Origin of the sequence: Tsuneonella aeria, assembly GCF_009827495.1 — a bacterium.
Lineage (GTDB): Bacteria > Pseudomonadota > Alphaproteobacteria > Sphingomonadales > Sphingomonadaceae > Tsuneonella > Tsuneonella aeria.
On the sequence record NZ_WTZA01000001.1, the window covers coordinates 681,230 to 708,153 of the forward strand.

Here is a 26,924-nt window from a genome sequence, read left to right on the forward strand (position 1 = left end):
AACGAGGCCCTTCCTTCATTCCCCTGAACGCCGGAGCGATCAGAACTTGAACCGCGCCGAAACGCCGTAGGTGCGCGGCTGGTTCGTGTAGCCCGAGATCGAGCCGGCCTGCGCGACCGAATCGAAGATCGCGGTGATGTTGCGATCGTCGAGCAGGTTGCGGCCCCACACGCTCAGTTCGAGGCCCATGTCCATCACGTAGGTCAGCGACGCGTTGAGATCGTTGACTTCCCTGCGGAACTGGCGGCCGACGGCAATCGCCGGCGCGAAGCTGACGATGTTGCCGGCGGCATCGCGCTGGATGAAACCGGGCAGCCCCTGCGACACCGGGACCGGCGACGCGTAGCTGAAGTCCGTGCGCGCGATCAGGTGGTCGCCGTCGCCGATTTCCTGGTCCCATTGCGCGCCGACCACGGCCGACAGCTTCGCGATCGTCGGATCGGACGCGCCCGAAAGGTCGCCGAACGGCGAGTTGACGAAGCTGTCGTACTTGGGATCGAGGTAGGTCATCGCCAGGCTCAGGGTGAGCTGGTCCACCGGCCGGACATAGCCGTCGAACTCCACACCGAACGTCGATTGCTTGTCGGCGTTCGCGAAGATGAAGCCGGTGCCGGTAAAGGTGTTGGTCTGGAAGTTCTTGATCGACTGCTGGAAGAACGTGAGGTTCGCCGCGGCGAGGCCCCAGTTGCCCTTGATGCCGAGTTCGTAAACGGTCGAGTCCTCGGGTTCGGCGAAGCGCGATCCCGATGCCAGGTTAGTGACCGCCAGGCCCGCTGCCCGCAGCGCCAGCGCGTCCGCCGCGGTCGGGCGGCTGTCACGCGACAGGTTGAAGCTCGCGCCCTTGTAACCGGTCGAATACGACGCGTAGACGTTCAACGTCGGGCTGATCTCGTAGGCGAGCCGGGCCGTGTAGCTGAGATCGCTGTCGCGCGTGGAGCAGTCTTCCACCGCGTTCGGGCAGTTCTGGAACGGCGGCAGGAACTGCAGCGGACGAAGGCCCAGGATGGGCGCGGTCTGGGCCGCGGCACCCGCCTGGATCTGCGCGAACGCCGCAGGCTGCGCCCCGGCGAAGCCGGCGATCTGCGCGGGCGAGGCGAGCGCGCCGCCCTGAAGGCCGATCAGGCGCCCGACGGTCTGGGCGATGCCGAAGTTCGTCGCCGTCGTGCGGATCGCATTGAGATCCAGCGCGGAGAAGACATCGGTGCTTTCGGAATTGGTGACCACGTCCTTGGCATCGTGCGTGTAGTTGGCGCCCAGCGTCAGGACCAGGCCCGGGGTCACTTCGAAATCGACATTGCCGAAGATCGAGTACGCCTCGTTCTTCTGGGTCATGCGATTGAAGAAGCCCTGGCCGGGCTGGAAGAACTGGTTGATCAGGTTCCGCCCGGTGAGCGCGCTGAACTGTGCTTCCAGCGCATCGACGGCCGCATCGTTCGGCGGGTTCGTGATGACGCCCGGCCCGCCGATAAGGATGTTCGCATACTCGCGGAAATCCTCGCCATAGATGATCTGGTCGGCGGTGCGGACTTTTTCATTGAAGTAATATCCGCCGAGCAGGAAGTTCAGCGGCCCATCGAAGTCGCTGGCGAGGCGCAGCTCCTGCGTGAAGGTCTTGAGCTTGGCCTGCCCCACGTTCGCGCCGGTGGCGAGACGCGCGCTGGTGAAGTCGACGTCCTGGTCCGCGTCGAGCTTGGTCTGGCGATAGGCGGTGATCGAGGTCAGCGTCAGCGCGCCCAGTTCGTAATCGGCCTGGCCCGAAACGCCCCAGTTGCGCACCTTGCTGTCAGGCACGACGTCGGAATAGATCACGTCGTCGAACGGGGTGCGGAAATCGTTCACCATGCCGCCGACCGCGGCCACCGCACCGGTGGCCGCCGAAGGCCGCAGGTTCACGACGCCGCAGCACTTCTCGTCGATCGAATCGTAGTCGCCGATCAGGCGGAAACGGAACACGTCCGACGGTTCGAACAACATCTGGCCGCGCACGAAATAGCGGTTGCGATCGTTCACGTCGTCGCCGTTGAAGGCGTTGGTCAGGTATCCGTCGCGGCGGTTGTAACCGGCCGCGATGCTGGCCGCGATCGTATCGGTGATGGGGCCGGTGAGGTAGCCCTTAACCACCATCGCGTCATAGTTGCCGTACGTGGCCTCCACGCTGCCGCCGAAATCGAAGCTGGGCGAACGCGTGACGATCGAGATCACGCCCGCGCTGGCGTTCTTGCCGAACAGGGTGGACTGCGGCCCGCGCAGCACCTCCACGCGCTGGATATCGGGAAGATCGCTGATCTGCGCGACCGCGCGGCTGCGATAGACGCCGTCGACGAACATCGCGACCGACGGTTCGAGGCCCAGGTTGTTGCCGTCCGTGCCGAAGCCGCGGATGGAGTAGCGGGTTGCGAACTGGCTCTGGTTCTGGCTGACCTTGAGCGAGGGAACGACCGAGGCGAGGTCCGTCACGTCGCGGATCTGCGCCCGCTCGATCGTCTCGGCGGTGGTCACGCTGACGGCGACCGGCACTTCCTGCAGCGTCTGTTCGCGCTTAGTCGCGGTGACGATGATCTGGTTGCCCAGCCCGGAATCCTGCGAATCCGGCGTGTTGTCGCCATCGGTGTCGACCTGGGCCTGCGCGTCGGTGACCGGGGTGCTCTGGGCCTGCGCCGCGGTGGGCAGCGCAATCGCGGCGACGCCGGCGAGAAGGGTAAATCGCGCGTGTCCGGCCATGCCGATAACGGTCTTCATCATGGGGTATCAGATCCTCACCAAGAGGGCGCTAGCTGTCACGCGGAACATTCCGTGCGCGCCGGCAACCCAAGCTGACATCCGAGTCAGTATGTTAGCCTTCGCGCAGGCTCAAGTGCATCGGGCGGATCGGCTTGCTTGTCCCCGGGAGTGTTACCGTGACGACACAGCGCGCCGCGCTTGCCGCCGGGCCCTCTGTCCGCTAGGGGCGCGCCCGCAATCGGCCGCACCACGCGCGCCCTTCAAGAGACATCTATGACAACATCCCTCCGTAACGTGGCGATCATCGCCCACGTCGACCACGGCAAGACGACGCTGGTCGACCAGCTTTTCCGCCAGTCCGGCACGTTCCGCGAAAACCAGCGCGTGGAAGAGCGGGCGATGGATTCCAACGACCTGGAGAAGGAACGCGGGATCACCATTCTCGCCAAGCCGACCTCGGTCGAATGGGCGCCGGAAGGTTCGGACGAACATGTCCGCATCAACATCGTGGACACCCCCGGGCACGCTGACTTCGGCGGCGAGGTGGAGCGCATCCTGTCCATGGTCGACGGCGTGATCCTGCTGGTCGACAGTTCCGAAGGGGCCATGCCGCAGACGAAGTTCGTCACCGGCAAGGCGCTGGCGCTGGGCCTGCGCCCCATTGTCGTGGTCAACAAGGTGGACCGCCCGGACGAGCGCATCCAGGAAGTGCTGGACGAGGTGTTCGACCTGTTCGTCTCGCTCGACGCCACGGACGAACAGCTCGATTTTCCCGTGCTCTACGCCTCGGGCCGCAATGGCTATGCCAGCGATGACCCGGAGCGGCGTGAAGGCACGCTGATCCCCCTGTTCGAGAAGATCGTCAGCCACGTCCCCGCCCCCGGCCTCGATGCGAGCGGGCCGTTCAGCTTCCTCGCCACCCTGCTGGACCGTGACAACTTCATGGGCCGCGTCCTGACGGGGCGGGTCCAGTCGGGCACGATCAACGTGAACGATCCGATCCGCGCGCTCGACATGGACGGCAACGTGGTGGAAACCGGCCGCGCGACCAAGCTGCTGGCGTTCCGCGGCCTGGACCGCGTGCCCGTGGACAGCGCGCGGGCCGGCGACATCGTCGCGCTCGCGGGGCTGGAGAAGGCGACCGTGGCCAACACCATCGCCGACCCTTCGGTGAGCGAGCCCATTGCCGCCCAGCCGATCGACCCGCCCACGCTGTCGATGCGCTTCGCCGTCAACGACAGCCCGCTGGCAGGCCGCGAGGGCGACAAGGTGACGAGCCGCATGATCCGCGACCGCCTGATGCGCGAAGCGGAAACGAATGTCGCCATCCGCGTCACCGAAAGCGCCGACAAGGACAGCTTCGAAGTGGCCGGCCGCGGCGAGCTCCAGCTGGGCGTGCTGATCGAGACGATGCGCCGCGAAGGCTTCGAGCTCGGCATCAGCCGCCCGCGCGTGCTGTTCCGCGAGGAAGACGGCGAGCGGTTGGAGCCTTACGAACAGGTCGTCATCGACGTGGACGACGAACATTCGGGCACCGTCGTCGAGAAGATGCAGCGCCGCAAGGCCGAGCTGACTGAAATGCGCCCGTCCGGCGCGGGCAAGACCCGCATCACGTTCTCCGCCCCCAGCCGTGGCCTCATCGGATACCACGGCGAATTCCTGTCGGACACGCGCGGCACCGGGATCATGAACCGGTTGTTCGAGAAGTACGGGCCGCACAAGGGGTCGATCGAAGGGCGCCAGAACGGCGTGCTGATCTCGAATGGCACGGGCGAGGCAGTGGGCTACGCGCTCAACAGCCTGGAAGAGCGCGGGATCCTGTTCCTGGGCCCGCAGGCGAAGATCTACGAAGGCATGATCATCGGCGAAAACGCCAAGCCCGAGGATCTGGAGGTCAATCCGCTCAAGTCCAAGCAACTGACCAACTTCCGCTCGACCGGCAAGGACGATGCCATCCGCCTCACCCCGCCCAAGGTGATGACGCTGGAGCAGGCGATCGCCTACATCGACGATGACGAGATGGTGGAAGTCACGCCCAAGTCGATCCGGCTGCGCAAGGCGATCCTCGACCCGCACGAGCGCAAGAAGGCGCGGCGCACTGCGGCCTGATGCGCGCGTGACCGGCCTCGCGACCGGATTGCCCGCATGACGGCCGGCAGGTTCCCGGCCGACCGGGCGTGGACGGCCGAGGCCATCCGGGCGATCGAGGCGGACTATAACCGGTCCGCCGACACGCACCTGGTGCCGGTCCCGCTCCCCGCGATGCCGGGGGTGCACCTGTACCTGAAGGACGAGGCCAGCCATCCGACCGGCAGCCTGAAGCACCGGCTGGCGCGCTCGCTGTTCCTCTATGCCCTGTGCGACGGGCGCATCGGGCCGGGCAAGCCGGTGGTGGAGGCGTCCAGCGGATCGACCGCGGTGTCCGAAGCCTACTTCGCGCGCATGCTCGGACTGCCGTTCTATGCGGTCGTGCCGCGCAGCACGGCGCCCGCAAAGGTGGCGGCGATCGAATTCTACGGCGGCACCGCGCATTTCGTGGACGATCCGGCGGCAGTCTACGCCGTGGCCCAGCAGATCGCCGACGACATGGGCGGCGTGTACCTCGACCAGTTCACCTTCGCCGAACGGGCAACCGACTGGCGCGGCAACAACAACATCGCCGAAACGATATTCGAACAGCTGGCGCTGGAACCGCATCCCGTGCCGGCATGGATCGTCTGCGGTGCGGGGACCGGCGGCACCTCGGCCACGATCGGCCGCTTCATCCGCTTCCGCCGCCACGCCACGCGCCTGATGGTGGCAGACCCGGCCGCCTCCGTCTTTCACCGGCACTGGGCGGACCGCTCGATCACCACGGCTCCGGGCTGCGGCAGCTGCATCGAAGGCATCGGTCGCCCGCGGGTGGAAGCAAGCTTCCTGCCCGATGTCGTCGACGCGATGGTGGCGGTGGAAGATGCCCAAAGCGTCGCGGGCGCGCGGCTCCTCAGCCGGCGGATCGGGCGCAAGGTCGGGGGATCGACCGGAACGAACTTGTGGGCCGTCGCGATCCTCGCGCAGGAAATGGCCGATCGCGGCGAAAGCGGCAGCATCGTCACCATCCTGTGTGACGACGGCGAACGCTACGCCGGAACCTATTTCGACGACGCGTGGGTTGCGGGTTGCGGGCTGGATCTTGCGGGGCCGACCGAGAAACTGGCCCGAACGTTCGGCTGGCCCGCCGATTGAGAAGCCTTGCAACGCCAAAGAGAATTCTCTTTGCAGGGGCGGCGATGGCTCGTCCCATGAGGAAACCCGTGCATAGCGACCAAGGGGGGCTGTAGTCACCGCGTCCGGATTGGTATCACGCGCCATGCAAACCGGCGTCATCGTCTCGCTCGCGATCTACTTCGTCCTCATGCTCGCCATCGGCGTTTACGCCTTGCGCAAGTCCACCGCGGACAGCGAAGGCTACCTGCTGGCGGGCCGGGACCTGTCGCCATCCGTCACCGCGCTTTCCGCCGGGGCGAGCGACATGTCGGGCTGGCTGCTGCTGGGCCTCCCGGGCGCGCTCTACGCCAGCGGCCTGGTCGAGGCATGGATCGGCATCGGTCTGCTCGCCGGCGCGCTGGTGAACTGGATCGTGGTCGCCCCCCGCCTCCGGCGCCAGACCGAAGCGCTTGGCGATGCGCTGACAATCCCCGAATTCCTGGGCAACCGCTTCCCGGAAAAGGCGACCGCACTGCGTCTGATCAGCGCGGTGATCGTGGTGGTGTTCTTCACCGTCTACACCGCAGCGGGCATGGTGGGCGGCGGCAAGCTGTTCGAGATGGCGCTCGGCGGCAGCTACATGACCGGGATCTGGGTTACAGCGCTGGTGGTGCTCGCCTACACCATGATCGGCGGTTTCCTCGCCGTCAGCCTGACCGATTTCGTGCAGGGCATGATCATGTTTGGGGCGCTGGTCATCATGCCCATCGCGGTCATGTTCGGCCCCGACGGCAGCGCGGGCGCCAGCCTCGCCGCCGTGCCGCAGGAAGGGTTCCTCGACCTGACGCATGGCCTCACCGCGATCGGGTGGCTTTCGGCCGTCGCGTGGGGTCTGGGCTATTTCGGACAGCCCCATATCATCGTTCGGTTCATGGCGATCCGATCGGCGGACGACATCCCGGCGGCGCGCAATATCGGGATGATCTGGATGGCGGTCTGCCTGATCGGCGCGGTGGGCGTTGGCCTGGCGGGGCGCGCGTTCGTGGAGCGTAACGGGCTCACCCTCGCCGACCCCGAGACGATCTTCATCCTGCTCGCCAACCTCCTGTTCCATCCTCTCGTGACGGGCCTCCTGTACGCCGCACTGCTGGCGGCGATCATGTCGACGATCAGTTCGCAGCTCCTGGTATCGTCGAGCTCGCTCACCGAGGATTTCTATCGCCTGTTCCTGCGCAAGCAGGCGGGGGAGCGGGAAGCGGTCACCGTCAGCCGTGTCTGCGTGGCCCTGGTCGCCGCGATGGGCATCGCGATCGCGGCCGATCCGGACAGCGAAGTCCTGGCGCTGGTGGCGCACGCCTGGGCCGGTTTCGGCGCGGCGTTCGGCCCGATGATCGTCCTCGCCCTCACCTGGCGCGGGATGACGGGCGCGGGCGCCGTGGCCGGCCTCGTCACCGGGGCACTCGTCGTGGGCGCGTGGATCGTGCTCGGCTGGGATCAGGATTTCCTGGGTGGCCCCGGCGTGTACGAAATCATCCCCGGCTTCATCGCCGCCTGGATCGCGATCGTCGCCGTCAGCAAGCTGACGCGTAACGAAGGCGAATTAGGCCTGCGTTAACCCTGTTGCGGCAACCTTGGCCGGATGGGAAGCACGGCCCCCTGGTTCGTCATCGCGTCAAGTGCGCTGGCACTGGCGGGATGCGGCAAGCTCGTGCCGCAAGGGACGGAAGCCGCCCGCCCGCCGGTCTCGGCTCCCCGACCGGCCGCCGTTGCGTCGGAGGCCCGGCAATGCATGACCGGGCTCGGCGAAACGGGCGCGCGTTTCTCGCCCGCGCCTGATCGTTATTTCGGCGCGGGCTGTTCAACCATCGGCACCGTAAACCTCGCCGCCCTTCAGGGAGACACCGCACAGTTCGCGGTGACTGGCATGGGTCCGGTCACCTGCCCCCTGGCGGAGACGATGGCGGCCTGGGCCCGGTTCGGCGTCGACCGCGCCGCGCGCCATACCCTGGGCAGTCCGCTATCGCGGATCGAGACGTTCGGCAGCTATTCCTGCCGAGACGTCGCCGGCAGCTCGCGCCGGTCGGCGCACGCCACGGCCCAGGCGATCGATGTCGCCTCGTTCGTGCTGGCCGATGGCCGTCGCATCAGCGTGACGGAGGACTGGAACGGGGCCGATCCGGCGCGCCGGGAATTCCTGCGCCTTGTCCACGCAAGTGCATGCAAGCGCTTCGGCACCATACTCGGTCCGGATTATAACGCGGCGCACCGGGATCACCTTCATCTGGAGGCGGGGCGAAGCGGCGGGTTCTGCCGCTAACCCGCAAGAACCGACGGCGCTTCGAGCTGCGCCTCGATCCGCAACCGCACCGCCTCGGCGGCATGGACCGCGCCAAGCTTGGTCATCATGTTCGCGCGGTGAATCTCCACCGTGCGCGGGCTGATGGCGAGCTCGCGGGCTATCGCCTTGTTGCTGCTGCCAAGGGATAGCCAGTCGAGGACCTCACGCTCCCGCGGGGTGAGCGTCCCGATCCGCGTACGGGCGTCGATCACCCTGCGCCGCGCCTCCGCATGCGCGCGCGCCTCCTCGTCGATATCGGAAAGCAGCGTGCCCAGCCGTCGCCGGTCGAGCGGCAGCGCAAGGTAGTCGATCGCGCCGGCCTTCACCGCGCGAACAACCTGGCCGGCGTCCGGATCGCTGTCCATCGCCACGAGCGGCAGCCAGATGCACGCCGCCGACAGAGTATCCAGAATGCCCTCGACACCGCCCCATTCGGCACGGTCACGTATCACGGCGATTCCGCGGGTGGCCCGGTGATCGGCAAGTTCCGCAAGATCGGCATAGACCTCGGCGTGATGGCCAAGTTCGAAGGTCGCGCGCGCAAGTTCGGCGCGCAGGCGCGTGTCGGGTTCGACGTAGTGGACGAGTTGTTTCAGTTTCATGTCGGCACGATGGCCGGTGCGGAAAAGCGCGTAAAACCAATCGGCTACGAAAATGGACCGATTGCCGCTAAGTGCTAATGCGTGGTCGCCGTCCGGTCGTCGGCGTACGATCCATCCGAAACGGACCCATCGGCCGGGGGCGCGCGCCGGTCAGCCGTTCTTGTCCCCGGCGTAGAACGAATAATCCGGCAGTTCGGTGAAGGCGTTCTTCAGCGCCTCTCCCCATCCGAGCGAGACCGCCTGGTAGTACGTGTCCTCGTGCGTGATCCGCCGCTCGTGCGTGGCCACGAAGGCGTCACGCTCGATGACCATCAGGTCTAGCGGAAGCCCGACCGACAGGTTCGCTTTGAGGGTGGAATCGAAACTGACCAGCAGCAGCTTCACCGCGTCTTCGAAACTCATCGAGCGATCGTAGGCCCGGATGAGGATCGGCCTGCCGTATTTGGTTTCGCCAATCTGGAAGAACGGCGTGTCCCAGCTCGCCTCGATGAAGTTGCCTTCGGGATAGATCAGGAACAGCCGCGGCTCCATGCCCTTCATCTGGCCGGCCACGATCATCGACGCGGTGAAGCGCCCCTTCCCCGCCGCACCGTTTACCGCCTGCCGTTCGGCGATTGTTTCGTGGAGCAGCCGGCCGATTTCGGTCGCGATCTGGAACATCGTGGGCGCTTCGAACACGCTGTTGCGCCGGTCGCCAGGGGCCTTGGTCCGTTCCTCGAGTTGGCTGATCACGGCCTGGGTCGTCGCCAGATTGCCGGCCGTCATCACCGTCACGATCCGTTCCCCGGGCACGCTCCAGCTCATCATCTTGCGAAAGACGGAGATGTTGTCGACGCCCGAATTGGTCCGGGTGTCGCTCATCAGGACGAGCCCCTTGTCGAGCACCATTCCCACGCAATAGGTCATCGTTTCGCCAGGCTCCTTGCGTTCAGCTTCATTGCTCCGCCTTCTGCTGCGCCACCGCGACATCGACGTGCAGGTGGTCGGTCGCGCTGCCCAGGGTAATGCCGGTCACGGGCGCGGCCTCACGATAGTCCCGGCCCGTCGCCAGGCGGATGTAGCGGGGATCGGGGCTGATGCCGTTCGACACGTCGAAGCCGACCCAGCCGAGACCATCGACAAATGCTTCGGCCCAGGCGTGGGTCGCTTCCTGGTCGACCCTGTCGTCCATCAGCAGGTATCCGGAGACGTAGCGTGCCGGAATATTTTTCAGCCGAGCAGCACCGATGAAGATGTGCGCGTGGTCCTGGCACACCCCCCAACCGGCTTCGACCGACTGTTCGGCGGTTGTGCCGACCCCGGTCGTGCCCTTGCCGTACCTCACCTGATCGCGGATCGCCGCGGACAGGGAATGTAGATACTCCAGGCGGTTCTGGTCAGTCACGTCCAACCCCCGGATCAGGTGCCGCAGACGGGGGCCGGGTCGCGTCAGGTCGGTCTGGGTGACGAAGCTCCACAGGGGCAGGTGGCCGGCATGGCGCCCGATCACCCCGGCATGATCGCTGGTTTCCACCACCCCTTCACAGGTTACTTCCACCTCGGTTACACCCGGTTCGACAGAGATGAGCGAGACATGGTTGTGGTGCTGGTCGTCGTAGGCGAGCTCCATCTGCCCGTTGCGATAGGTCATCGCCCATTCGACGATCGACTGGCCCTGCGTTTCCTTGGGCGTCAGGCGCAGCCGCTGCAGGGCGTGCACCACCGGCTGCTTGAATGTGTAGCGCGTGGTATGGCGGACGGCGAGGCGCATGTCGGTCCCTCTTCAGCCCATGAACCGGTAATCTTGCACGATGGCGTTAGCGATGGCCTGGTTCCGCCCCAGGAACCCCTGGATGTACTGGTGGAGCCCGTCTTCGAACACTTTCTCGATCGAGAGATCGACCAGGCTGTCGCATGACGCGCGGATCAGTGCGCCGCTGGGCAGTTCCGCGTCGTGAATGCGCTCCAACGCCGCGAGGTTTGCGCCCAGCTGGTGATGACTGTGCGACAAGCTGCGGGGGAAGCGCTGGTCCATCACGAGAAATTCCACGATTCCGCGCGGGTCCGTTTGCCCGGCGTTGAGCCAGCGATAGGCGCGGTCCCCGGCGACGGACCGCAGCACCTGATCCCACTGCCCGGAATCGAGGCTGGATCCCACGTAACTGAGCGACGGGAGCAGCAGGTAATACTTCATGTCGAGGATGCGGGCGGTATTGTCCGCCCGCTCGACGAATGTCCCGGCGCGCGCAAAGTTGTAGCCGGCATCCCGTAGCATCGAATTGACCATCGCGCCGTGAGCCAAAGTCCCCGCGCGCCGGATCATGCCGACGACCTCGCCCACGCTGCCCTGGCCAATGGGGCGCGACAGCTTGTCATCCAGCGCCATCCAGCTTTCGTTGACGACGGCCCACAGTTCTCCGCTGATGGCATTGCGTACACCGCGTGCATTCGTGCGGACCTGCCGCATCATCGCCAGCACGCTGCCGGGATTGTCCCTGTCGCGCAGGATGTGATTCCAGACCTGGATGCCGGTGTAGGTACCGTGCTTGGCCCTGTATGCCGCGCCCTGGCCGGCGGCATGGATGACCGATCGCCATTCCTCCTCGGCTGTCACCAGATCGCGGGTCAGCGCCATGCGCATCCCGGCGTCGAGCAGGCGCGCGGTGTTCTCCGCCCGTTCGAGGTAACGGAACATCCAGAACAACCCGTTGGCGGTGCGGGCCAGCATGTCAGTCCTTCAGCACCCAGGTATCCTTGGTGCCGCCTCCTTGCGATGAATTGACCACCAGACTGCCCTTCTTCAGCGCCACCCGGGTGAGGCCGCCGGGCGTGATGTCGATCCGGTCGGGCGAAACGAGGACATAAGGGCGCAAGTCGACGTGCCGGGGTGCCAGGCCCTTGCGCGCGAACACCGGGCACGTGCTCAGCGCCAGTGTCGGCTGCGCGATGTAATTCTCCGGCCGGGCAGCAAGCTTGCGGCGGAATTCCGCCAACTCGCGGCGGCTGGCGGCAGGGCCCACCAGCATGCCGTATCCGCCCGAACCGTGCACTTCCTTCACGACCAGCTCGGCCAGGTTGTCGAGCACGTATTTCAGGCTGTCCGGATCGACACAGCGGAAGGTTTCCACATTGGGCAGGAGCGGCTTTTCCCCGGTGTAGAACTCGACGATTTCCGGCATGAAGGAATAGACCGCCTTGTCATCCGCGATGCCGGTGCCGGGCGCGTTGGCGATCGTGATGCCGCCTGCGCGGTACACATCCATGATCCCCGGCACCCCCAGAACGCTTTCGGGATTGAAGGTCAGCGGATCGAGGTATTCGTCGTCAACCCGGCGATAGAGCACGTCAATCGGCTGATATCCCCCCGTCGTCCGCATTGCGATCCGCCCGTCGACCAGACGCAGGTCGATGCCCTCGACCAGTTCCGCACCCATCTGGTCGGCGAGGAAAGCATGCTCGTAATATGCGCTGTTGTAGATGCCGGGCGTCAGGACGGCGACGACGGGCTTGCCGCTTGTCATGGCGGGCGCGCAGGCGGCCAGGCTTCGCGCCAGCCGCATGGGATAATCGCTCACCGCTTCCACCTGCACCCGGGTGAATAATTCCGGGAACATGGCCATCATCGTTTCGCGATTTTCGAGCATGTAGGACACGCCGCTTGGCGTGCGCGCGTTATCCTCCAGCACGAAAAAGTCGTTCGGGCCCGTCCGCACCAGGTCGATGCCCACGACATGGGTGTAAACCCCCCCGGGCGGCGTGAATCCCACCATGTCGGGAAGCCAGGCGGCATTATCGCGGAACAGCCGCTCCGGCACGCGGCCGCTCCGGATGATTTCCTGCCGGTGATAAAGGTCGTGGATGAACGCGTTGAGCGCACGCACGCGCTGTTCGATACCCTTGCTCAGCCTGCGCCACTCGGCCGCCGACACGATCCGCGGGATCATGTCGAACGGGATAAGGCGTTCCTCCGCCGCATCCTCGCCATACACGTTGAAGGTTATGCCGGTGCGGCGGAAAACGCCCTCGGCCTCGGCATTCTTGCGCCGCAGCCAATTCGGGTCCTGCTCGTCGTACCATGTGCTGTAGCCGGCGTAAGCCGGCCTCACGGCGCCGGCCGGATCGCGCATTTCGTCAAACGGATCGGTCGCGCCGTTCATCGGCCCCCTGCTGGCAAGACTTGTGCGCACCGTAATCCGGCGCCCCGCAAATGCACTGCAAAATTACCGCGAAAGATCAAGAAAGCTCGCGCAGGACGGCAGCGATCACCTGTGGATCGTAGGCGAACCCCATGTGTGTGCACCGAAGGGCCACGGCCCGGTCGCGTTCGCCGGCCTTGCCGCAGGCCGCGCGCGGGTGGACGATCCCGTCTCGCGGGCTCCACATAGCCACCGTCTCGACCGGCGGCTTGGCGGCGAGGTCCACGTCAACCGGCGGGCTTTCGACCGGGTGCCCGGCGATGAACTGGTAAGCGCGCCACACATTGTTCGCGCGCGGTGAGTGGGAGAACGGCGAACCCATGGTGACGACTTTCGCCACCGCTTCCGGGCGGCGCTTGGCGATCTCGCGTGCGAATAGTCCGCCCAGGCTCCATCCCACCAGGGTCACCGGCTCCCCATACCGGTCCGCCAGGTAGGCCAGGCGCGCTTCGGCCCGGTCGAACCGGTCTGCATCGGCGCCCCAGTTGAAGCCCATGCCCCAGTTCGACACGCGGTGGCCCGCCGCGCGAAGTCCGCGCGCGAGATGCCGCATCCGCACGGGGTGCGTGGCGAACCCGGGAAGCAGCATGACGGTGCGGCTGGTGGCGGCCGCTGCGCGAGGTTCACGCTTGCGGAGCGGGCGCCGTAACGGTTCGACGAGATAATCGAGCTCGCCAAGCATCAGGCGCAGGCGCGGACCCGTGACACCCTCTGGCGCAGGCTGGCTGGCGAGCGCGACGCGGTCGCGCAGGCCGGCAGGAATGTGCCGAGCGATGGTATTGGCATATGTCATGTTCTCGTAACGCGCTGCCCGCCTCCTTCGTTTCCAGTCCGAAGCCGTGCTATACTTCGGCAGTTGCCCGCCGCCAAGCGGACCCCCATATCACGGTGCATGAGCGAACTGGTGATCCGCCGCGGGCTTGAAGAGCCCGATACCTCCGGCAACTTCGTCCCCCACAAGCCCGCCCGGCCCGAGAAGTCCATGGGCGGTCGGCGGTTCGAGCTCGTCTCGGATTACGAGCCCAGCGGCGACCAGCCAACGGCGATCGGCGAGCTCGTCGCCTCGGCACGCGATGGGGAACAGACGCAGGTCCTGCTTGGCGTGACCGGAAGCGGCAAGACCTTCACCATGGCTAAGGTGATCGAGGAGCTCCAGCGTCCCGCCCTCGTCCTGGCGCCGAACAAGATCCTTGCCGCGCAGCTCTATGGCGAGTTCAAGAGCTTCTTCCCCAACAACGCGGTCGAGTATTTCGTCAGCTACTACGACTACTACCAGCCGGAAGCCTACGTGCCGCGCAGCGACACCTACATCGAGAAGGAAAGCTCGGTGAACGAGGCGATCGACCGGATGCGTCACTCGGCAACCCGGGCGCTTCTCGAACGCGACGACGTGATTATCGTCGCCTCGGTCAGCTGCCTCTACGGCATCGGTTCGGTCGAGACGTACTCGGCCATGATCTTCGACCTCAAGAAGGGCGTATCAGTCGACCAGCGCGAGATCATCCGCAAGCTCGTGGCGCTCCAGTACAAGCGCAACGATGCGGCGTTCCAGCGCGGCAACTTCCGCGTGCGCGGCGACAGCCTGGAAATCTTCCCCAGCCATTACGAGGACATGGCCTGGCGGGTCAGCTTCTTCGGCGACGAGATCGAGGAGATTTCCGAATTCGACCCACTGACGGGGGCAAAGGGCGCCAGCCTCAGCTCGGTGCGGGTCTATGCCAACAGCCACTATGTCACGCCCGGCCCTACGATGAAGCAGGCAAGCCAGGCCATCAAGTTCGAGCTTGAGGAACGGCTGAAGGAACTGCACGCGGAAGGGCGCCTCCTCGAAGCTCAGCGGCTGGAACAGCGCACCAATTTCGACCTCGAGATGATTGCCGCAACGGGTAGCTGCGCCGGCATCGAAAACTACAGCCGCTTCCTGACCGGCCGCCTGCCGGGTGAGCCGCCGCCGACATTGTTCGAATACCTGCCCGACAACGCACTGCTGTTCGTCGACGAAAGCCACCAGACGGTGCCGCAGATCGGCGCGATGGCGAAAGGCGACCACCGCCGCAAGATGACCTTGGCTGAGTACGGGTTCCGCCTGCCGAGCTGCATCGACAACCGCCCCTTGCGCTTCAACGAATGGGACGCGATGCGCCCACAGACATTCGCCGTCAGCGCAACGCCCGGAAGCTGGGAAATGGAACAGACGGGCGGCGTGTTCGCAGAACAGGTCATCCGGCCCACCGGCCTAATCGACCCGCCGGTGGAGATCCGCCCGGTGGAGGACCAGGTGCAGGACTGCATCGCCGAATGCAAGGCGACGGCGAAAAAGGGTTATCGAACGCTCGTCACCACCCTGACCAAGCGGATGGCGGAAGACCTGACGGAGTTCATGCACGAGCAGGGCGTACGCGTGCGTTACATGCACTCCGACGTCGAGACGCTGGAACGCATCGAGTTAATCCGCGACCTGCGCCTGGGGGTGTACGATGTCCTTATCGGTATCAACCTGCTGCGCGAAGGGCTCGACATTCCCGAATGCGGCCTCGTCTGTATCCTTGACGCCGACAAGGAAGGGTTCCTGCGGTCGGAAACCAGCCTCATCCAGACGATCGGGCGCGCGGCGCGCAACGTGGAGAGCAAGGTCATCCTCTACGCCGACCGCGTCACCGGCAGCATGGAACGCGCGATCGCAGAAACGGAGCGCCGCCGCACCCGGCAGGAAGCCTACAACGCGGAACACGGGATCACTCCCACCACGATCATCCGGGGAATTCAGGACATCGTGGCACATACTGCCGCGCAGGACAGCGTCACGGTCGACATCGGCGATCCGGAACGGAACAACCTCGTCGGCCACAATCTGCGCGCGTATATCCAGGACCTGGAAAAGCGGATGCGCACCGCCGCCGCGGACCTGGAGTTCGAGGAAGCCGGGCGCCTGCGAGACGAGATCAGGCGACTGGAAAACGACGAGCTCGGCCTGCCCGCGGGCGAGCACAAGGCACCGCTTGTGGGCCGCAGCAACGAAGGCAAGCCCGGCACGCGCAAGGACCGCTTTGGCAAGACGCGTTACAAGCGCATGGGCGGCAAGCCCTGATCCTTGCGCCGCGTCACGGGTTTTAGACAGCTTCGAAGGCCCTTGCTCCTAACGGTGCGTTTACCAGCCACGGTGTCGCTGCCATAGCGTGCGCGTGCTGCCCCGCCCGTCCCCCGCGATCCTCCCTGCCGCGATTCTGCCCGTCGCGATGCTGGTCGTCGCCGTTGCCGCATGCCGTCCACCGGCGAGCGACGGGTACGTGCAGCGCATCGACATGGCCCAGCAGGCCCGGGGGCCGCGCGTCGAAATGACGTCCCCTGCGACGGACGATGCCGTCTGGGCTGACAGCCGCGAACCGGGGCGCATCGTCTTCGGGCAGCCCGGTCACCGGCCGTTGCTTTCCATCGCCTGCACGGGCAGCGGCGAAAATGTCTTCGTGGAAGTGACCCGCTACGCGCAGACCGATCCCCGCGCGCAAGGCATGATGGCGCTGGTCGGCAACGGTCACGTGGTGCGCCTGAAGATCGACGCCGCCGACAGCGGGCGCGGCTGGTTGTGGCGCGGCCGCTATCAGGCAATCGATCCGCGCCTCGACGCGCTGACCGGGGCGCGCAGGCTGGAACTGACCATTCCCGGCGCCGGCACTCTGGTGCTCCAGGGCAGTCCGCGCCCTGGCGCGTTGATCGAAGCCTGCCGCCGCATCGCGACGCCGGTCAGGAACCGGGGGGCTCAGGAACATCCGCCGCCAATGTGACCAGGCTGTCCGGCGAAAGAACCTGCGGGAGGACCTCCGCCTCGGCACCGGGCGCGTACCACAGGTAAAGCGGAATCCCCGCAACGCCGCGATCCGCCAGGAAGCGAGTGATCGCCGGATCGCGACGCGTCCAGTCACCCACCAGCGCGACGACGCCCGCCCGCTCGAATGCCGCCCGCGTCGGCTCCCGCTCGATCGCCACCTGCTCGTTGACCTTGCATGTCAGGCACCAGTCCGCGGTGAACCACACGAAGACCGGCCTGCCGGACGCGCGTGCCTGGGCGAGGCGATCCTCGGTGAACGGTTGCGCGCTCAGCATGCCGGTATCGGCCTGCCGCGAAGGCTGTTCGAAGAGGCGGGGCAGGAACTGCGCGGAACACACCGCGAGAATGCTCGCGCCCAGGACCAGGATGTAGGCATGGCGGCGGTCGCGCGCGCGTTCCCGCATGGCCCACACGATCACTCCCACGGCAAGGGCGGCAAGGAGCAGGGCGCCGAGCGCGAACCACGGACCCCCGAGCCGCCAGCACAGCCAGACCAGCGCCAGCGTGGTGAGGCCCATCGGGATCGCCATGATGCGCCGGAACCGCTCCATCCACGGTCCGGGGCGCGGCAGCATCCTCCTGAGGCGCGGAACGAAGCCGAGCGCCAGGAACGGGAGCGCCAGGCCAAGGCCCAGGGCCGTGAACAGGAGGAGCGCCTCAACCGGCGGCAGCAGGAGCGCGGCGCCCATCGCGGCGGCCATGAACGGCCCCGTGCACGGCGTCGCGACGAAAGCGGCCAGCAGCCCGGTGGCGAATGCCCCGGCCGGCTCGCCCCCCCGGTCGATCGACAGGGACGGCAGATGAAACAGGCCAGCGAAGTTGGCGGTAATCGCGCCCGCCAGCACCAGCAGCGCCACGACAACCGCCGGCTCCTGCAACTGGAACGCCCAGCCCACCGCCTCTCCCCCGGCGCGGAGAGCCAGCATGACCGCACCCAGTGCGATCGTCGCCAGCATGACGCCGCCAGTATAGGCCAGCCCTTCGATGCGCGCCTTTCCATCGCTTTCCCCGGCGCGCGCCAGGCTCAGCGCCTTCAGACTCAGTATCGGAAACACGCAGGGCATGATGTTGAGCAGCAGACCGCCGGCAAGGGCGCCGATCGCAAGCAGCCACAGCGGGCCCGTTTCAGAGGCCGCGCTCACAATCGGCGTGCCGTCGGCCGGAACCGCGCCAGGCTCCCCACGGAAGCGGATGCCGTCGCCATCATCAAGCGCCAGTATGCCCTCGATGGAATCGGGGGACGCGACAGTGGCCGCCAGTGGAATGCGCGCAATCAGCAGGTCGCCCTTCCGCGCGAATGCCTGGGGCGCAGCGTAATCGACGAGGTCGCGGGGGCCGATGAAAACGTGCGGCCCCGTGACAGGCATCGTGCGGGGAAGAGGGACGGCAAGGCGAAGGTATCCGCCCTCGATGGCGTAACGGGCCGGCTGGTCCAGCAGCGCAGGAATTGCCGCGCGCCACTGGTCGAACGCGGCGCGTTCCGGTGACGCCTGCGACAGGTCGAGCGCAAGCCGCGCCTGTTCGGGCACGCAGATCGTATCGGTGCAGGCCAGCCAGCGCGCGTCGAGCGCGATGCGGTTCGCCGCCTCCGCACTCCCTGCAGGCGCGACCAGGTCCACCAGCACGGAGTACGGCCCTTCGTAAATATGGTTCATCAGCCCGCCGATCACGAGCTTCTGCGGTACGGGGTATTGCGGTTCCCCTGCACGCCACCCCGCGGGAAGCTCCCAGTCGAGTTCCATTCCGTAGCCAGCGTCGCCAGGATTGGACCAGTATCCGTGCCAGCCTGGCTCGGGGTCGAAGGCGATGGCGATCGTCAGCGTCTCTCCCGGTTCGGCCGGCCCTTCGGCCACAAGGCGCGCGGCGATGTGATTTTGCCGCGGTTCGACGCCGACCTGGGCCAGCGCCAGGCCCGGCAGCAGAACGAGGAACAGCGCGCAGATCGCCGTCAGCAGGGGCAATGTCCTTGCGTGCATCGTGCGTGGCGCTCTAGGGCTCACAGGCATGAACGACAAGCGCGACCTCGTGATCCTCGGCGGCGGACTGGTCGGCATGACGCTGGCCCTTGCCGCGGCGAGGAAAGGCATCACCAGCCATGTGGTCGATCGTGCCGACCCGGCAGAATTGACCGCCGAAGGGTTCGACGGCCGGGCCAGCGCCATCTCCACCGCAAGCTGGAACCTATTCACCAACATCGGGCTCGCGCCGTTGCTGGAACCCTTCGCCTGCCCGATCGCGCGCATTGCGGTGAGCGACCAGCTCAAGCCCGGCCGGATCGATTTCGTGGCGGAGCCGCACGAAGGTTCGCTCGGCCGAATGTTCGAGAACCGCCGCCTGCGCCTGGCGCTGTTCGAGGCTGCGGAAAAAGTGCCGGCGATCGCCTTCCATCCCCGCGCCGAAGTGACCGGGCGCGTGCGGGGCGAGCACGGCGTGTCGGCCACGCTGGCGGACGGCACCGTCCTGCAAGGGAGCCTCATGGTCGCCGCGGAGGGACGCCGGTCCCCGACGCGCGAAGAAGCGGGCCTTCCCCTCGCCCAGTGGAATTACAGCCACCGGGCGATCGTAAGCTGGCTTACCCATTCGCTGCCGCACGACGGCACCGCGTGGGAGATATTCTATCCCGCCGGTCCGTTCGCATTGCTGCCGATGCAGGACGATGCGGAGGGAAATCACCGAAGCGCGCTGGTCTGGACTGTCGCCGAACGCGATGCCGCCGGATATCTCAAGCTGTCGGATCGTGCATTCCTGGCCGAGGCCGTGAAACGGATGGGGGACATCCTGGGTGATATCGTCGCGGTCGGTCCCCGTTCGTCCTACCCGCTGAGCTTCCAGCACACGGCGCGCACCGTGGCCCGGCGCCTGGCCCTGGTGGGCGACGCCGCACACGGTATCCACCCGATCGCGGGACAGGGTCTCAACCTCGGACTACGCGACGTGGGCGCACTGGTGGAGGTTGTCGCCGAAGGGATGCGCCTGGGCCTCGACCCCGGCGATGCGCAAGTGCTGGCGCGATACGAGAAATGGCGCGCGCTCGACGGGTTCTCAGTCGCGCTGGCGACCGATGGCCTCACCTGGCTGTTCGGCGTTCCCGGCAAGGCAGCGAGCGCCGTGCGACGCCTGGGCATGGCCGGCGTCCAGCGGATGGCACCGCTGAAGAGCTGGTTCATGGACGAAGCGCGCGGCGTGTCCGGCGCCTTGCCCGAGCTGCTGAAGGACTGACGCGCCCGTCAGGGAACGGTGGGCTCCGGGCTGGCCGCCGTAGCGGGGCTGAGCTGCTCCACCGCCTGGCCCGCACCGTTGCGCAGCCGGCGCGGTTCCTGCACCGCAGCGGTCTCGATCAGGTCGAGCGCCTCGCGCGCCCGGTCGTAACGACGCGCATCGGCGATCCAGTTGGTGGCGCTTGCCGAACCAGGCAATTTTTCCACTTCCGCGATCGCGCGACTGATGCGCCCGCTTTCGAGGAACATGCGCGCGCGTTCGAAGCGCTTGCCGGCCTGAGGCGACGGCGCGCTTTCACGCCGGATGACGAACAGGCTGGAGATTTCGTTCTGAAGCCGTGTGAAGAGCGGTTGCGTCGACACGTTCCGCAGGTTCGGCTCGAGCCCGTCCAGCCGCGCGAGCAGCACATCCAGCGTCACGGGGTTTTCCGAGAATGCGATGACCGTCCGCACGGAATTGGGCTGCGCATCCCCGAAGCGAAGGCGAAGCTGGTCGGCAAGATAGCCCAGCGGCTCGCCACGATCGAGGGCGCGGCGGGTCGCGAACGCGATCAGAAGCCCTTCGGCCCGGGCCGCGTTGCCCGCGGCGGCCTGCGCCTGGAGATCGAGGCGGGCGATCCGCTGCTCTGCCGCCGCGAGCCGCTGGTCGATGCCGCCTTGCACTTCTTCGACCCGCTCCACCGCGGCGCTCGCGGTTTCGCTGACGCTGGGCGTTGGCGAAGGCGCGGGCACAACGGCGGCCGTGGTGGCCGTGTCGGCCGGCTCGATCGGCACTGCGCGGGGCGCGAACACGCCTTTCCATGCGAGGTATCCGGTCACCGCCGCGCCCAGCAGAAACGCCGCAAGCACGGCAAACAGCAGCGGCTTGATCGACGGACCTGCGCGGCCCGTGGAGGTGTAATCGTCCATTCAGTCCCGTTCTTCGACCCACGGCCCGTGCGGCCAGCAACCCCGCCGCCCTAGTGGCATAACTGTTCGGCGATGGCCAGCAAGGCGGCATCTGCCACGACATCGGCTGTGTGCGCCGCGCGCCAGCCCCGCCCCGCCGCGTCGGCAATGCGGGGCCCCAGCGCTGCGATTTCGACGTTGGCGCGGACGATTCCCAATCGCGTGCACTCCGCGGCAAAATGGCGTGCGGCCGCTGCCGAGTGCAACAAGGCAAGCCCGCCTGCGGTCAAGGCCGCGGCACCTTCTGGCGAAAGAGGGCGCGGGACCGCACGGTACACGATGCAATCATCGATCCCGATCCCTGATGGCGCGGTGACCGGCACGCGTTCCTCCCCACCTATGCGCAGGAGCCGCCGCGGCGGCACAAGCGCATCGAGCACGCCCTGGAGGACGCCATTGCCCGTCATCTCCACAGCGAAACCGTGATCCATCGCCGCCATCGCCGTCCGCTCTCCCACACAGAGGGTGGGCAGTTGCTTCAGAGCCGCGAGGCCTGGGCCCCCGTGGCGGAAGGTGTTGCCGCTTCCCACCAGCAACCCGTCATAGCGGTCCGGATGGGCGACGGCCCAGGGAACGGACGCAATGTCGAACAGCGGCACCGGCACAGGCTGCAGGCCCAGTGCCCGGGCCGCAGCCACCGTCTCCGACAGGCCCGGTTCGGGCCGCAGGATCACCAGTGGCCGGCTCATTCCGGGCCGGCGAACAGCGCCCCGATCGCAGGGCTCGCGCGGGCGAGAAGGTCTGCCGCAAGCCGCCGCGGCGCCTCATCGTCCCCAACCGCTGCGGTTACCGTCGCTTCCACCATCTCCAACCCGTCCGCACTGTAGATCGCGCAACGAATGGCGAGGTGATCGCCGACGTGGCGAGTCAGGACAGCGATAGGCGAATGGCAACTGCCGCCAAGGCCGGCCAGCAGTGCGCGCTCCGCCATCACTTCGGCGCGGCTCGGCGCGTGATCGATCGCCGCCAGCCATTCGCGGACCTGTCGGTCACCCGCCCGGCACTCGATCGCGATAGCGCCCTGCGATGGCGCCGGTAGCCAGTCATCGAGAGCAAGCGGCGTGCCCACCCCGCTTTCGCCCAGCCTTTCCAGGCCCGCTGCGGCCAGCAGCGTCACGTCAGCTTCCCCCGCCGCCAGCTTGGCCATCCGCGTCGCCACGTTACCGCGGAACGGCACGATGGACACGTCCGGCCGCCGATGGAGCATTTGCGCGGCGCGGCGCGGCGCGCTGGTGCCGACCCGTGCGCCTTCCGGAATCGCCCGGATGCTGGGCGCGCCAAGCAAGACATCGCGCACATCCGCCCGGGGGAGCACGGCGCCTATGTATATGTCCGACGGCCGGATCGTTTCGACATCCTTCAGCGAGTGGACCGCGAGGTCGATGCGTCCGTCGGCAAGGCACGCATCCAGCTCTTTCGTCCACAGGGCCTTTCCGCCGATCTCGGCAAGTGGCCGGTCCTGCACCTTGTCACCGCTCGCCAGCACGGGGACGAGCTCGATCAGGTTCTCGTCCCAGCCCCACGCCTTCGCCAGGCGCGCGCGCGCTTCGTGCGCCTGCGCCATCGCGAGGGGCGAACGTCGGGTCCCGAGGCGGAGGGGCTTGACGGTCGAAGGGCTGGCGGAGAGTGGCTGAGACATCGGGTCCGCTTGCCGTAGCCGTCCAAAGGGCTAAGGGAAAGCAAGGATGGGCATCGTACTGGGCATTGAATCGAGCTGCGACGAAACCGCGGCCGCGATCGTCGCAGACGACCGCACGATCGTGGCGCAGGCAATCGCCAGCCAGGACGATGCGCACGCACCCTATGGCGGCGTCGTTCCGGAAATCGCCGCCCGCGCCCACGCGGAACGGCTCGCCCCGATGATCGAGGCGGTCATGCGCGAAGCGGGCGTATCGCTTGGCGATCTCGACGCGGTGGCCGCAACCGCCGGGCCGGGCCTGATCGGCGGCGTGATGGTCGGCCTCGTCAGTGCAAAGGCGTTGGCGATGGCGGCGGACGTGCCGCTGATGGCGATCAACCACCTGGAAGGGCACGCGCTCTCGCCGCGGCTCGCCGATCCGGACCTCGCATTCCCTTACGCCCTGCTGCTGGTTTCAGGCGGCCATTGCCAGATCCTGCGGGTGGACGGCGTCGGCCGTTATCGCCGCCTGGCCACGACAATCGACGATGCCCTGGGGGAAGCGTTCGACAAGACCGCCAAAATTCTCGGCCTTGGATTCCCCGGGGGCCCGGCGGTGGAGCGGCTCGCGCGCGACGGTAATCCACAGGCCGTCCCCCTTCCCCGCCCCCTGAAGGGTAGCGCCGAAGCGCATTTCAGCTTCGCCGGGTTGAAGAGCGCCGTGCTCCGCGCGCACGCCACGGGGCAGCACCCGCCCGCCGACATTGCAGCGAGCTTCCAGCAGGCGGCGATCGAATGCGTGATCGACCGCCTGGGCCATTCCCTGGGGCGGATGGCGCCGGTGCCGTCGCTGGTGGTTGCTGGCGGGGTCGCGGCCAACGCCGCGGTCAGGAGCGCACTTGAAGGGCTCGCGGCGAAACATGGAATGCGCTTTTCCGCGCCGCCCCCGGCCTTGTGCACCGATAACGCCGCGATGATCGCCTGGGCCGGGCAGGAGCGCCTCGCCATAGGGGCCCAGGCCGATCCGCTGGACGTCGCCGCACGTCCGCGCTGGCCGCTCGATCCGGAGGCGGAACCCGTGCGCGGCGCCGGGGTCAAGGCATGAGCGGCGGACAACCGACAGTCGGCGTGCTCGGCGCCGGGGCGTGGGGCACGGCGCTTGCCCAGATGCTTGCGTCCGACGGACGCAATGTACTGCTCTGGGCGCGAGAGCCCGAGATCGTCGAGGAGGTGAACACCGCGCGCCGGAACAGCGTGTTTCTTCCTTCAGCCGCGCTCCAGCCCACGATCGAGGCGACTGGCGACCTGGCGCGGATGGCGGCGCTCGACGTCTTGCTGGTGGTGACTCCCGCGCAGCATATGGCCGTCGTACTCGGCGCCATGCCTTCGCACCCGCGCGATCTCGTCCTGTGTTCCAAGGGGATCGAGGCAGGCACCGGGCGCCCGATGAACGAAGTGGCGCATGACACGGCGCCCACGTCGCGGATCGCCGTGCTTTCCGGCCCAACTTTCGCCCATGAAGTCGCCGCCGGGCTGCCCACTGCGGTCACGCTGGCATGCGGGGGCGGCACGGAGCAGTGGAACCGGCTTCACCCGGTCATCGCGCGCGCCGCGTTTCGCCCGTATTATTCAGGGGACGTGGCCGGGGCGGAAATCGGCGGTGCGGTTAAAAACGTGCTGGCGATCGCCTGCGGAGTCGTCGACGGCCTCGGCCTCGGCCAGAACGCGCGCGCGGCCCTGATCGCGCGCGGCTATGCCGAAATGCTGCGCTTCGGGGAAGCGCTGGGTGCCGAACGCGATACACTGGCCGGCCTGTGCGGCCTCGGCGATCTCGTCCTCACCTGCTCTTCCACGTCCAGCCGGAACTTCAGCCTCGGCAAGGCGCTGGGCGAAGGGGCCGATCCGGCCGCACTGATGGCCGACCGACGCACGGTTGCCGAAGGTGCGCACACCGCGCCCGTGCTTGCTGATCTCGCCGCGCGGCACGGTGTCGCGATGCCCATCGTGGCGGCCGTTCATCGCCTGCTGCAGGGCGCGCCGGCGAAAACCATCGTTGCCGAACTGCTCGCCCGCCCGCTCGCGACCGAGGTCGGTGCATGAGCGTGCCGGCTGTGCAGCCGGGTAATCCGCAGGAAGACATCGCCGCGCTGGCCAAGGGTGGCCGGACCAATTTCTTCGGCTTCCTGCTACGCCTCGCCGCGCGCCTGCCGTTCCTTTTCATCGCGGGCCGGCTCTATGGTGCAGAATCGCTGGGGCGCTTCGCATCCGCGCTCGTCGTGGTGGAACTGACCGCCATGATCTGCTCGATGGGCGAAAAGCGCGGCCTGGCGCAGCGTTTGTCGGAAGCGCCCGACGAACGGCCCGCTAACCTCGTTTTCGACGGGATCCTCATCGCGACGCTGGCTTCGCTTGCGGCGGTGGCCTTCTTCTGGCTGGTGCCCGCGCCCATGTTCCCCAGCGGCGAATATACCGCTCTCGACCGCCTGATCGTGCTCGCCATCCCCGGCTATGCGCTGACCGAGATCGTGCTGGCCGCCCAGGCCTATCGGTTCGATGTCGGCACCACCGTGCGGGCGCGTGCGGTGGTGGAGCCATGGACGATCTCGATCCTCGCCGGCGCGCTGTGGTTCGTGATCCCGCGATCAGGCCTGTCGATGGCCTATCTCGCGTCGATCTATGCCGGGTTGCTGACGGCGCTGTGGCCGTTCTTCAGGACATATGGCCTGCCGAGCGGGTGGCGCCCTCGGCCCCGGGCCATGGCGCGGTTCACCTGGCGCGCACTGCCGCTCGCCAGTGCCGACGCGATCGAATGGGGCACGCGGCGGCTCGACATCTTCATCCTGGGCCTGTTCGCCGCGCCAGCTGCGGTGGGCGTATATTACGTGGCGCAGCAGGTTGCCTCGCTGCCGCAGAAGCTGAAGACCAGTTTCGAACCGATCCTGGGCCCGGTCATCACCCGCAACCTCAAGGAAAAGAACTTCGCCGCGATCGCGCGGCAGGTGTGCCAGGTGGGCTTCTGGATCACCGCCGCGCAAGCGGGAATCGCCCTGGCCCTGGGCATTCCCGGCGAAGCGGTGATGGGCCTGGTGGGCCCGAATTTCGTGGGAGGTACCGGCGCGCTCGCCTTCCTCCTCGCGGCCGAGGTGGTGGCGGCCGCCGCGGTGGTGGCCGAAGCGGCACTGATATATGTCGCACGGTTCAGGAACCTGATCGTGTCGGTCGCCACGATCGGGCTACAGGCCGTGCTGACCATCGGGGCGATGATTGCGGTGGACCGGCTGGACCTTCCCGAAACATACAAGGCCGCGGGCGCCGCGCTGGCGCTCGTGCTGGCTTTGGGCACGGCCTCGATCGTCAAGTCGATCATGCTGGGGCGAATGCTCAGGCAACGGATAAACAACTGGCGCTGGGCGCTTGTCTACGCCGCCGCGCCTGCCATCGTCGTCGGCTGGCTGGCGACGCGCTTGCCCGAATGGGCGGAGCTGGCGTTCGGCATTCCGCTCATCCTGCTGACATACGGCTGGGTGATCTGGCGTTACGGATTCGGGCCCGAGGACCGGGTGCTGTTCCGCCGCAATCTCGAACATGGCGATAACGTGGCCGCACCGCCGGCTGCGTCGCTGGAAGGGGAACCAAGACCATGAACACGTTCGCTGCCGAAAACTGGCTTCTGCTCGCCATCGCCGGGGCCGTCCTGCTGATCCTGCTGTGGTGGATCATCGCGGCCAGCCGGCGAACTCGGGTGACGATTGATCGGCGCGACACGCTGGACGAAGGCGCCGCGCCGGCCGCGCGCAACCAGGCCCTGATCGATGCGCCCCCGGCGGCGACGGGCACGTTCGTCAATGCTCCGCTGCCGCCCGATGTGCCCGAGGCGATCGGAGGAGCAGGCGCCGCTGTCGCCGCCGCCGCTGCCATGGCCGACGTGCGGGCGGGCGAAATCGCGGAAGAGGATGCGGCCGAGAGCGACCGGCCAGGCGTCGGCGATTCCGACGATCTCACCCGCATCAAGGGCCTGGGTCCGAAGCTCGCCGGCACCCTCAACGCGCTTGGCATCACCCGCTTCGATCAGATCGCCGGGTGGAGCGATGCCGACATCGACCGGATCGATGCGCAGCTCGGCCGTTTTCAGGGCCGCATCCGGCGCGACGACTGGACGGGCCAGGCCCGCTTGCTGGCGAGCGGCGATGAAGCCGCCTTCGCGACCCGCTTCGGCGCCAGCTGACCGGCGTTAATCCCTATCCCCGGGAACCGGAGGGGACCGGCGGAGTTTAAGCCCGGCCCCCTCAACC

General features: G+C 67.1%; 22 protein-coding genes. 11 read left to right on the forward strand and 11 right to left on the reverse strand.

The features are described 5' to 3' along the window. Positions 1 to 39 precede the first annotated feature (39 nt). Complete coding sequence (locus GRI40_RS03315) at positions 40 to 2,742, reverse strand: TonB-dependent receptor (protein ID WP_160610024.1); 2,703 nt, start codon at positions 2,740 to 2,742, stop codon at positions 40 to 42. A 252-nt stretch (positions 2,743 to 2,994) separates the two neighbouring features. On the opposite strand from GRI40_RS03315, the gene typA reads away from it, so the two are divergent. From typA to GRI40_RS03335, 4 genes are all read left to right on the forward strand, one after another. After that, positions 2,995 to 4,830 carry a translational GTPase TypA gene (gene typA / locus GRI40_RS03320; RefSeq protein WP_160610025.1) on the forward strand — a complete coding sequence of 612 codons (1,836 nt, stop codon included), beginning with the start codon at positions 2,995 to 2,997 and terminating at the stop codon, positions 4,828 to 4,830. A gap of 36 nt (positions 4,831 to 4,866) precedes the next feature. Continuing rightward, entirely contained in the window at positions 4,867 to 5,946 is a 1,080-nt protein-coding gene (locus GRI40_RS03325; protein WP_160610026.1) for a PLP-dependent cysteine synthase family protein, read from the forward strand. A gap of 124 nt (positions 5,947 to 6,070) precedes the next feature. Further along, positions 6,071 to 7,522, forward strand: a complete 1,452-nt coding sequence (gene putP / locus GRI40_RS03330) for a sodium/proline symporter PutP (protein WP_160610027.1) — start codon at positions 6,071 to 6,073, stop codon at positions 7,520 to 7,522. Positions 7,523 to 7,546: 24 nt separating this feature from the next. Further along, on the forward strand, positions 7,547 to 8,224 hold the full coding sequence (locus GRI40_RS03335; protein WP_160610028.1) for an extensin family protein: 678 nt from the start codon (positions 7,547 to 7,549) through the stop codon (positions 8,222 to 8,224). Here the strand turns inward: GRI40_RS03335 and GRI40_RS03340 are convergent. The 6 genes from GRI40_RS03340 to GRI40_RS03365 all read right to left on the reverse strand — a co-directional run bounded on the left by GRI40_RS03340 (position 8,221) and on the right by GRI40_RS03365 (position 13,815). Next, positions 8,221 to 8,847: a response regulator transcription factor gene (locus GRI40_RS03340; protein WP_160610029.1), complete on the reverse strand. Its 627-nt coding sequence runs from the start codon at positions 8,845 to 8,847 to the stop codon at positions 8,221 to 8,223. The two genes, GRI40_RS03335 and GRI40_RS03340, sit on opposite strands and share 4 nt — an antisense overlap. A gap of 150 nt (positions 8,848 to 8,997) precedes the next feature. Further along, on the reverse strand, positions 8,998 to 9,753 hold the full coding sequence (locus GRI40_RS03345; protein WP_160610030.1) for a proteasome-type protease: 756 nt from the start codon (positions 9,751 to 9,753) through the stop codon (positions 8,998 to 9,000). Between the two features lie 28 nt (positions 9,754 to 9,781). Beyond that, the gene (locus tag GRI40_RS03350; RefSeq protein ID WP_160610031.1) at positions 9,782 to 10,597 is read right to left on the reverse strand and encodes a transglutaminase family protein; all 816 of its coding nucleotides are present in this window, start codon (positions 10,595 to 10,597) and stop codon (positions 9,782 to 9,784) included. Between the two features lie 12 nt (positions 10,598 to 10,609). Further along, positions 10,610 to 11,554 carry an alpha-E domain-containing protein gene (locus tag GRI40_RS03355; RefSeq protein ID WP_160610032.1) on the reverse strand — a complete coding sequence of 315 codons (945 nt, stop codon included), beginning with the start codon at positions 11,552 to 11,554 and terminating at the stop codon, positions 10,610 to 10,612. A gap of 1 nt (position 11,555) precedes the next feature. After that, the gene (locus GRI40_RS03360; RefSeq protein WP_160610033.1) at positions 11,556 to 12,983 is read right to left on the reverse strand and encodes a circularly permuted type 2 ATP-grasp protein; all 1,428 of its coding nucleotides are present in this window, start codon (positions 12,981 to 12,983) and stop codon (positions 11,556 to 11,558) included. A 76-nt stretch (positions 12,984 to 13,059) separates the two neighbouring features. Continuing rightward, positions 13,060 to 13,815 carry an esterase/lipase family protein gene (locus GRI40_RS03365; protein ID WP_160610034.1) on the reverse strand — a complete coding sequence of 252 codons (756 nt, stop codon included), beginning with the start codon at positions 13,813 to 13,815 and terminating at the stop codon, positions 13,060 to 13,062. Between the two features lie 99 nt (positions 13,816 to 13,914). On the opposite strand from GRI40_RS03365, the gene uvrB reads away from it, so the two are divergent. Further along, entirely contained in the window at positions 13,915 to 16,110 is a 2,196-nt protein-coding gene (gene uvrB, locus GRI40_RS03370) for an excinuclease ABC subunit UvrB (RefSeq protein ID WP_160610035.1), read from the forward strand. Positions 16,111 to 16,204: 94 nt separating this feature from the next. Continuing rightward, positions 16,205 to 16,804, forward strand: coding sequence for a hypothetical protein (locus GRI40_RS03375; RefSeq protein WP_237488984.1), 600 nt, complete (start codon positions 16,205 to 16,207; stop codon positions 16,802 to 16,804). Here GRI40_RS03375 and GRI40_RS03380 read toward each other — a convergent pair. Further along, positions 16,764 to 18,824: a protein-disulfide reductase DsbD family protein gene (locus tag GRI40_RS03380; protein WP_160610037.1), complete on the reverse strand. Its 2,061-nt coding sequence runs from the start codon at positions 18,822 to 18,824 to the stop codon at positions 16,764 to 16,766. The two genes, GRI40_RS03375 and GRI40_RS03380, sit on opposite strands and share 41 nt — an antisense overlap. 28 nt (positions 18,825 to 18,852) lie before the next feature. Here GRI40_RS03380 and GRI40_RS03385 point away from each other — a divergent pair, with 28 nt between their 5' ends. After that, on the forward strand, positions 18,853 to 20,067 hold the full coding sequence (locus GRI40_RS03385) for a UbiH/UbiF/VisC/COQ6 family ubiquinone biosynthesis hydroxylase (RefSeq protein WP_160610038.1): 1,215 nt from the start codon (positions 18,853 to 18,855) through the stop codon (positions 20,065 to 20,067). Between the two features lie 8 nt (positions 20,068 to 20,075). Here GRI40_RS03385 and GRI40_RS03390 read toward each other — a convergent pair whose 3' ends face one another. The 3 genes from GRI40_RS03390 to hemC are packed head-to-tail and all read right to left on the reverse strand — an operon-like array spanning position 20,076 to position 22,653. Continuing rightward, entirely contained in the window at positions 20,076 to 20,975 is a 900-nt protein-coding gene (locus GRI40_RS03390; protein ID WP_160610039.1) for a mitofilin family membrane protein, read from the reverse strand. A 50-nt stretch (positions 20,976 to 21,025) separates the two neighbouring features. Continuing rightward, a complete protein-coding gene (locus GRI40_RS03395) occupies positions 21,026 to 21,703 on the reverse strand; it encodes a uroporphyrinogen-III synthase (RefSeq protein WP_160610040.1) in 678 nt (225 codons plus the stop codon). Further along, on the reverse strand, positions 21,700 to 22,653 hold the full coding sequence (hemC, locus tag GRI40_RS03400; protein WP_160610041.1) for a hydroxymethylbilane synthase: 954 nt from the start codon (positions 22,651 to 22,653) through the stop codon (positions 21,700 to 21,702). The genes GRI40_RS03395 and hemC overlap by 4 nt, the downstream gene beginning before the upstream one ends. Positions 22,654 to 22,699: 46 nt before the next feature. On the opposite strand from hemC, the gene tsaD reads away from it, so the two are divergent. Genes tsaD through GRI40_RS03420 form a run of 4 tightly spaced genes read left to right on the forward strand, consistent with a single transcriptional unit; the run spans position 22,700 to position 26,857 of the window. Continuing rightward, positions 22,700 to 23,737 (forward strand): tRNA (adenosine(37)-N6)-threonylcarbamoyltransferase complex transferase subunit TsaD, encoded by a 1,038-nt coding sequence (gene tsaD / locus GRI40_RS03405; protein WP_160610042.1) that lies wholly within the window; start codon positions 22,700 to 22,702, stop codon positions 23,735 to 23,737. After that, a complete protein-coding gene (locus GRI40_RS03410) occupies positions 23,734 to 24,732 on the forward strand; it encodes an NAD(P)H-dependent glycerol-3-phosphate dehydrogenase (RefSeq protein WP_160610043.1) in 999 nt (332 codons plus the stop codon). Before tsaD ends, GRI40_RS03410 begins: the two co-directional genes overlap by 4 nt. Further along, positions 24,729 to 26,276, forward strand: coding sequence for a lipopolysaccharide biosynthesis protein (locus tag GRI40_RS03415; protein ID WP_160610044.1), 1,548 nt, complete (start codon positions 24,729 to 24,731; stop codon positions 26,274 to 26,276). The genes GRI40_RS03410 and GRI40_RS03415 overlap by 4 nt, the downstream gene beginning before the upstream one ends. Next, positions 26,273 to 26,857, forward strand: coding sequence for a hypothetical protein (locus tag GRI40_RS03420; protein WP_160610045.1), 585 nt, complete (start codon positions 26,273 to 26,275; stop codon positions 26,855 to 26,857). Before GRI40_RS03415 ends, GRI40_RS03420 begins: the two co-directional genes overlap by 4 nt. Positions 26,858 to 26,924: the final 67 nt, after the last annotated feature.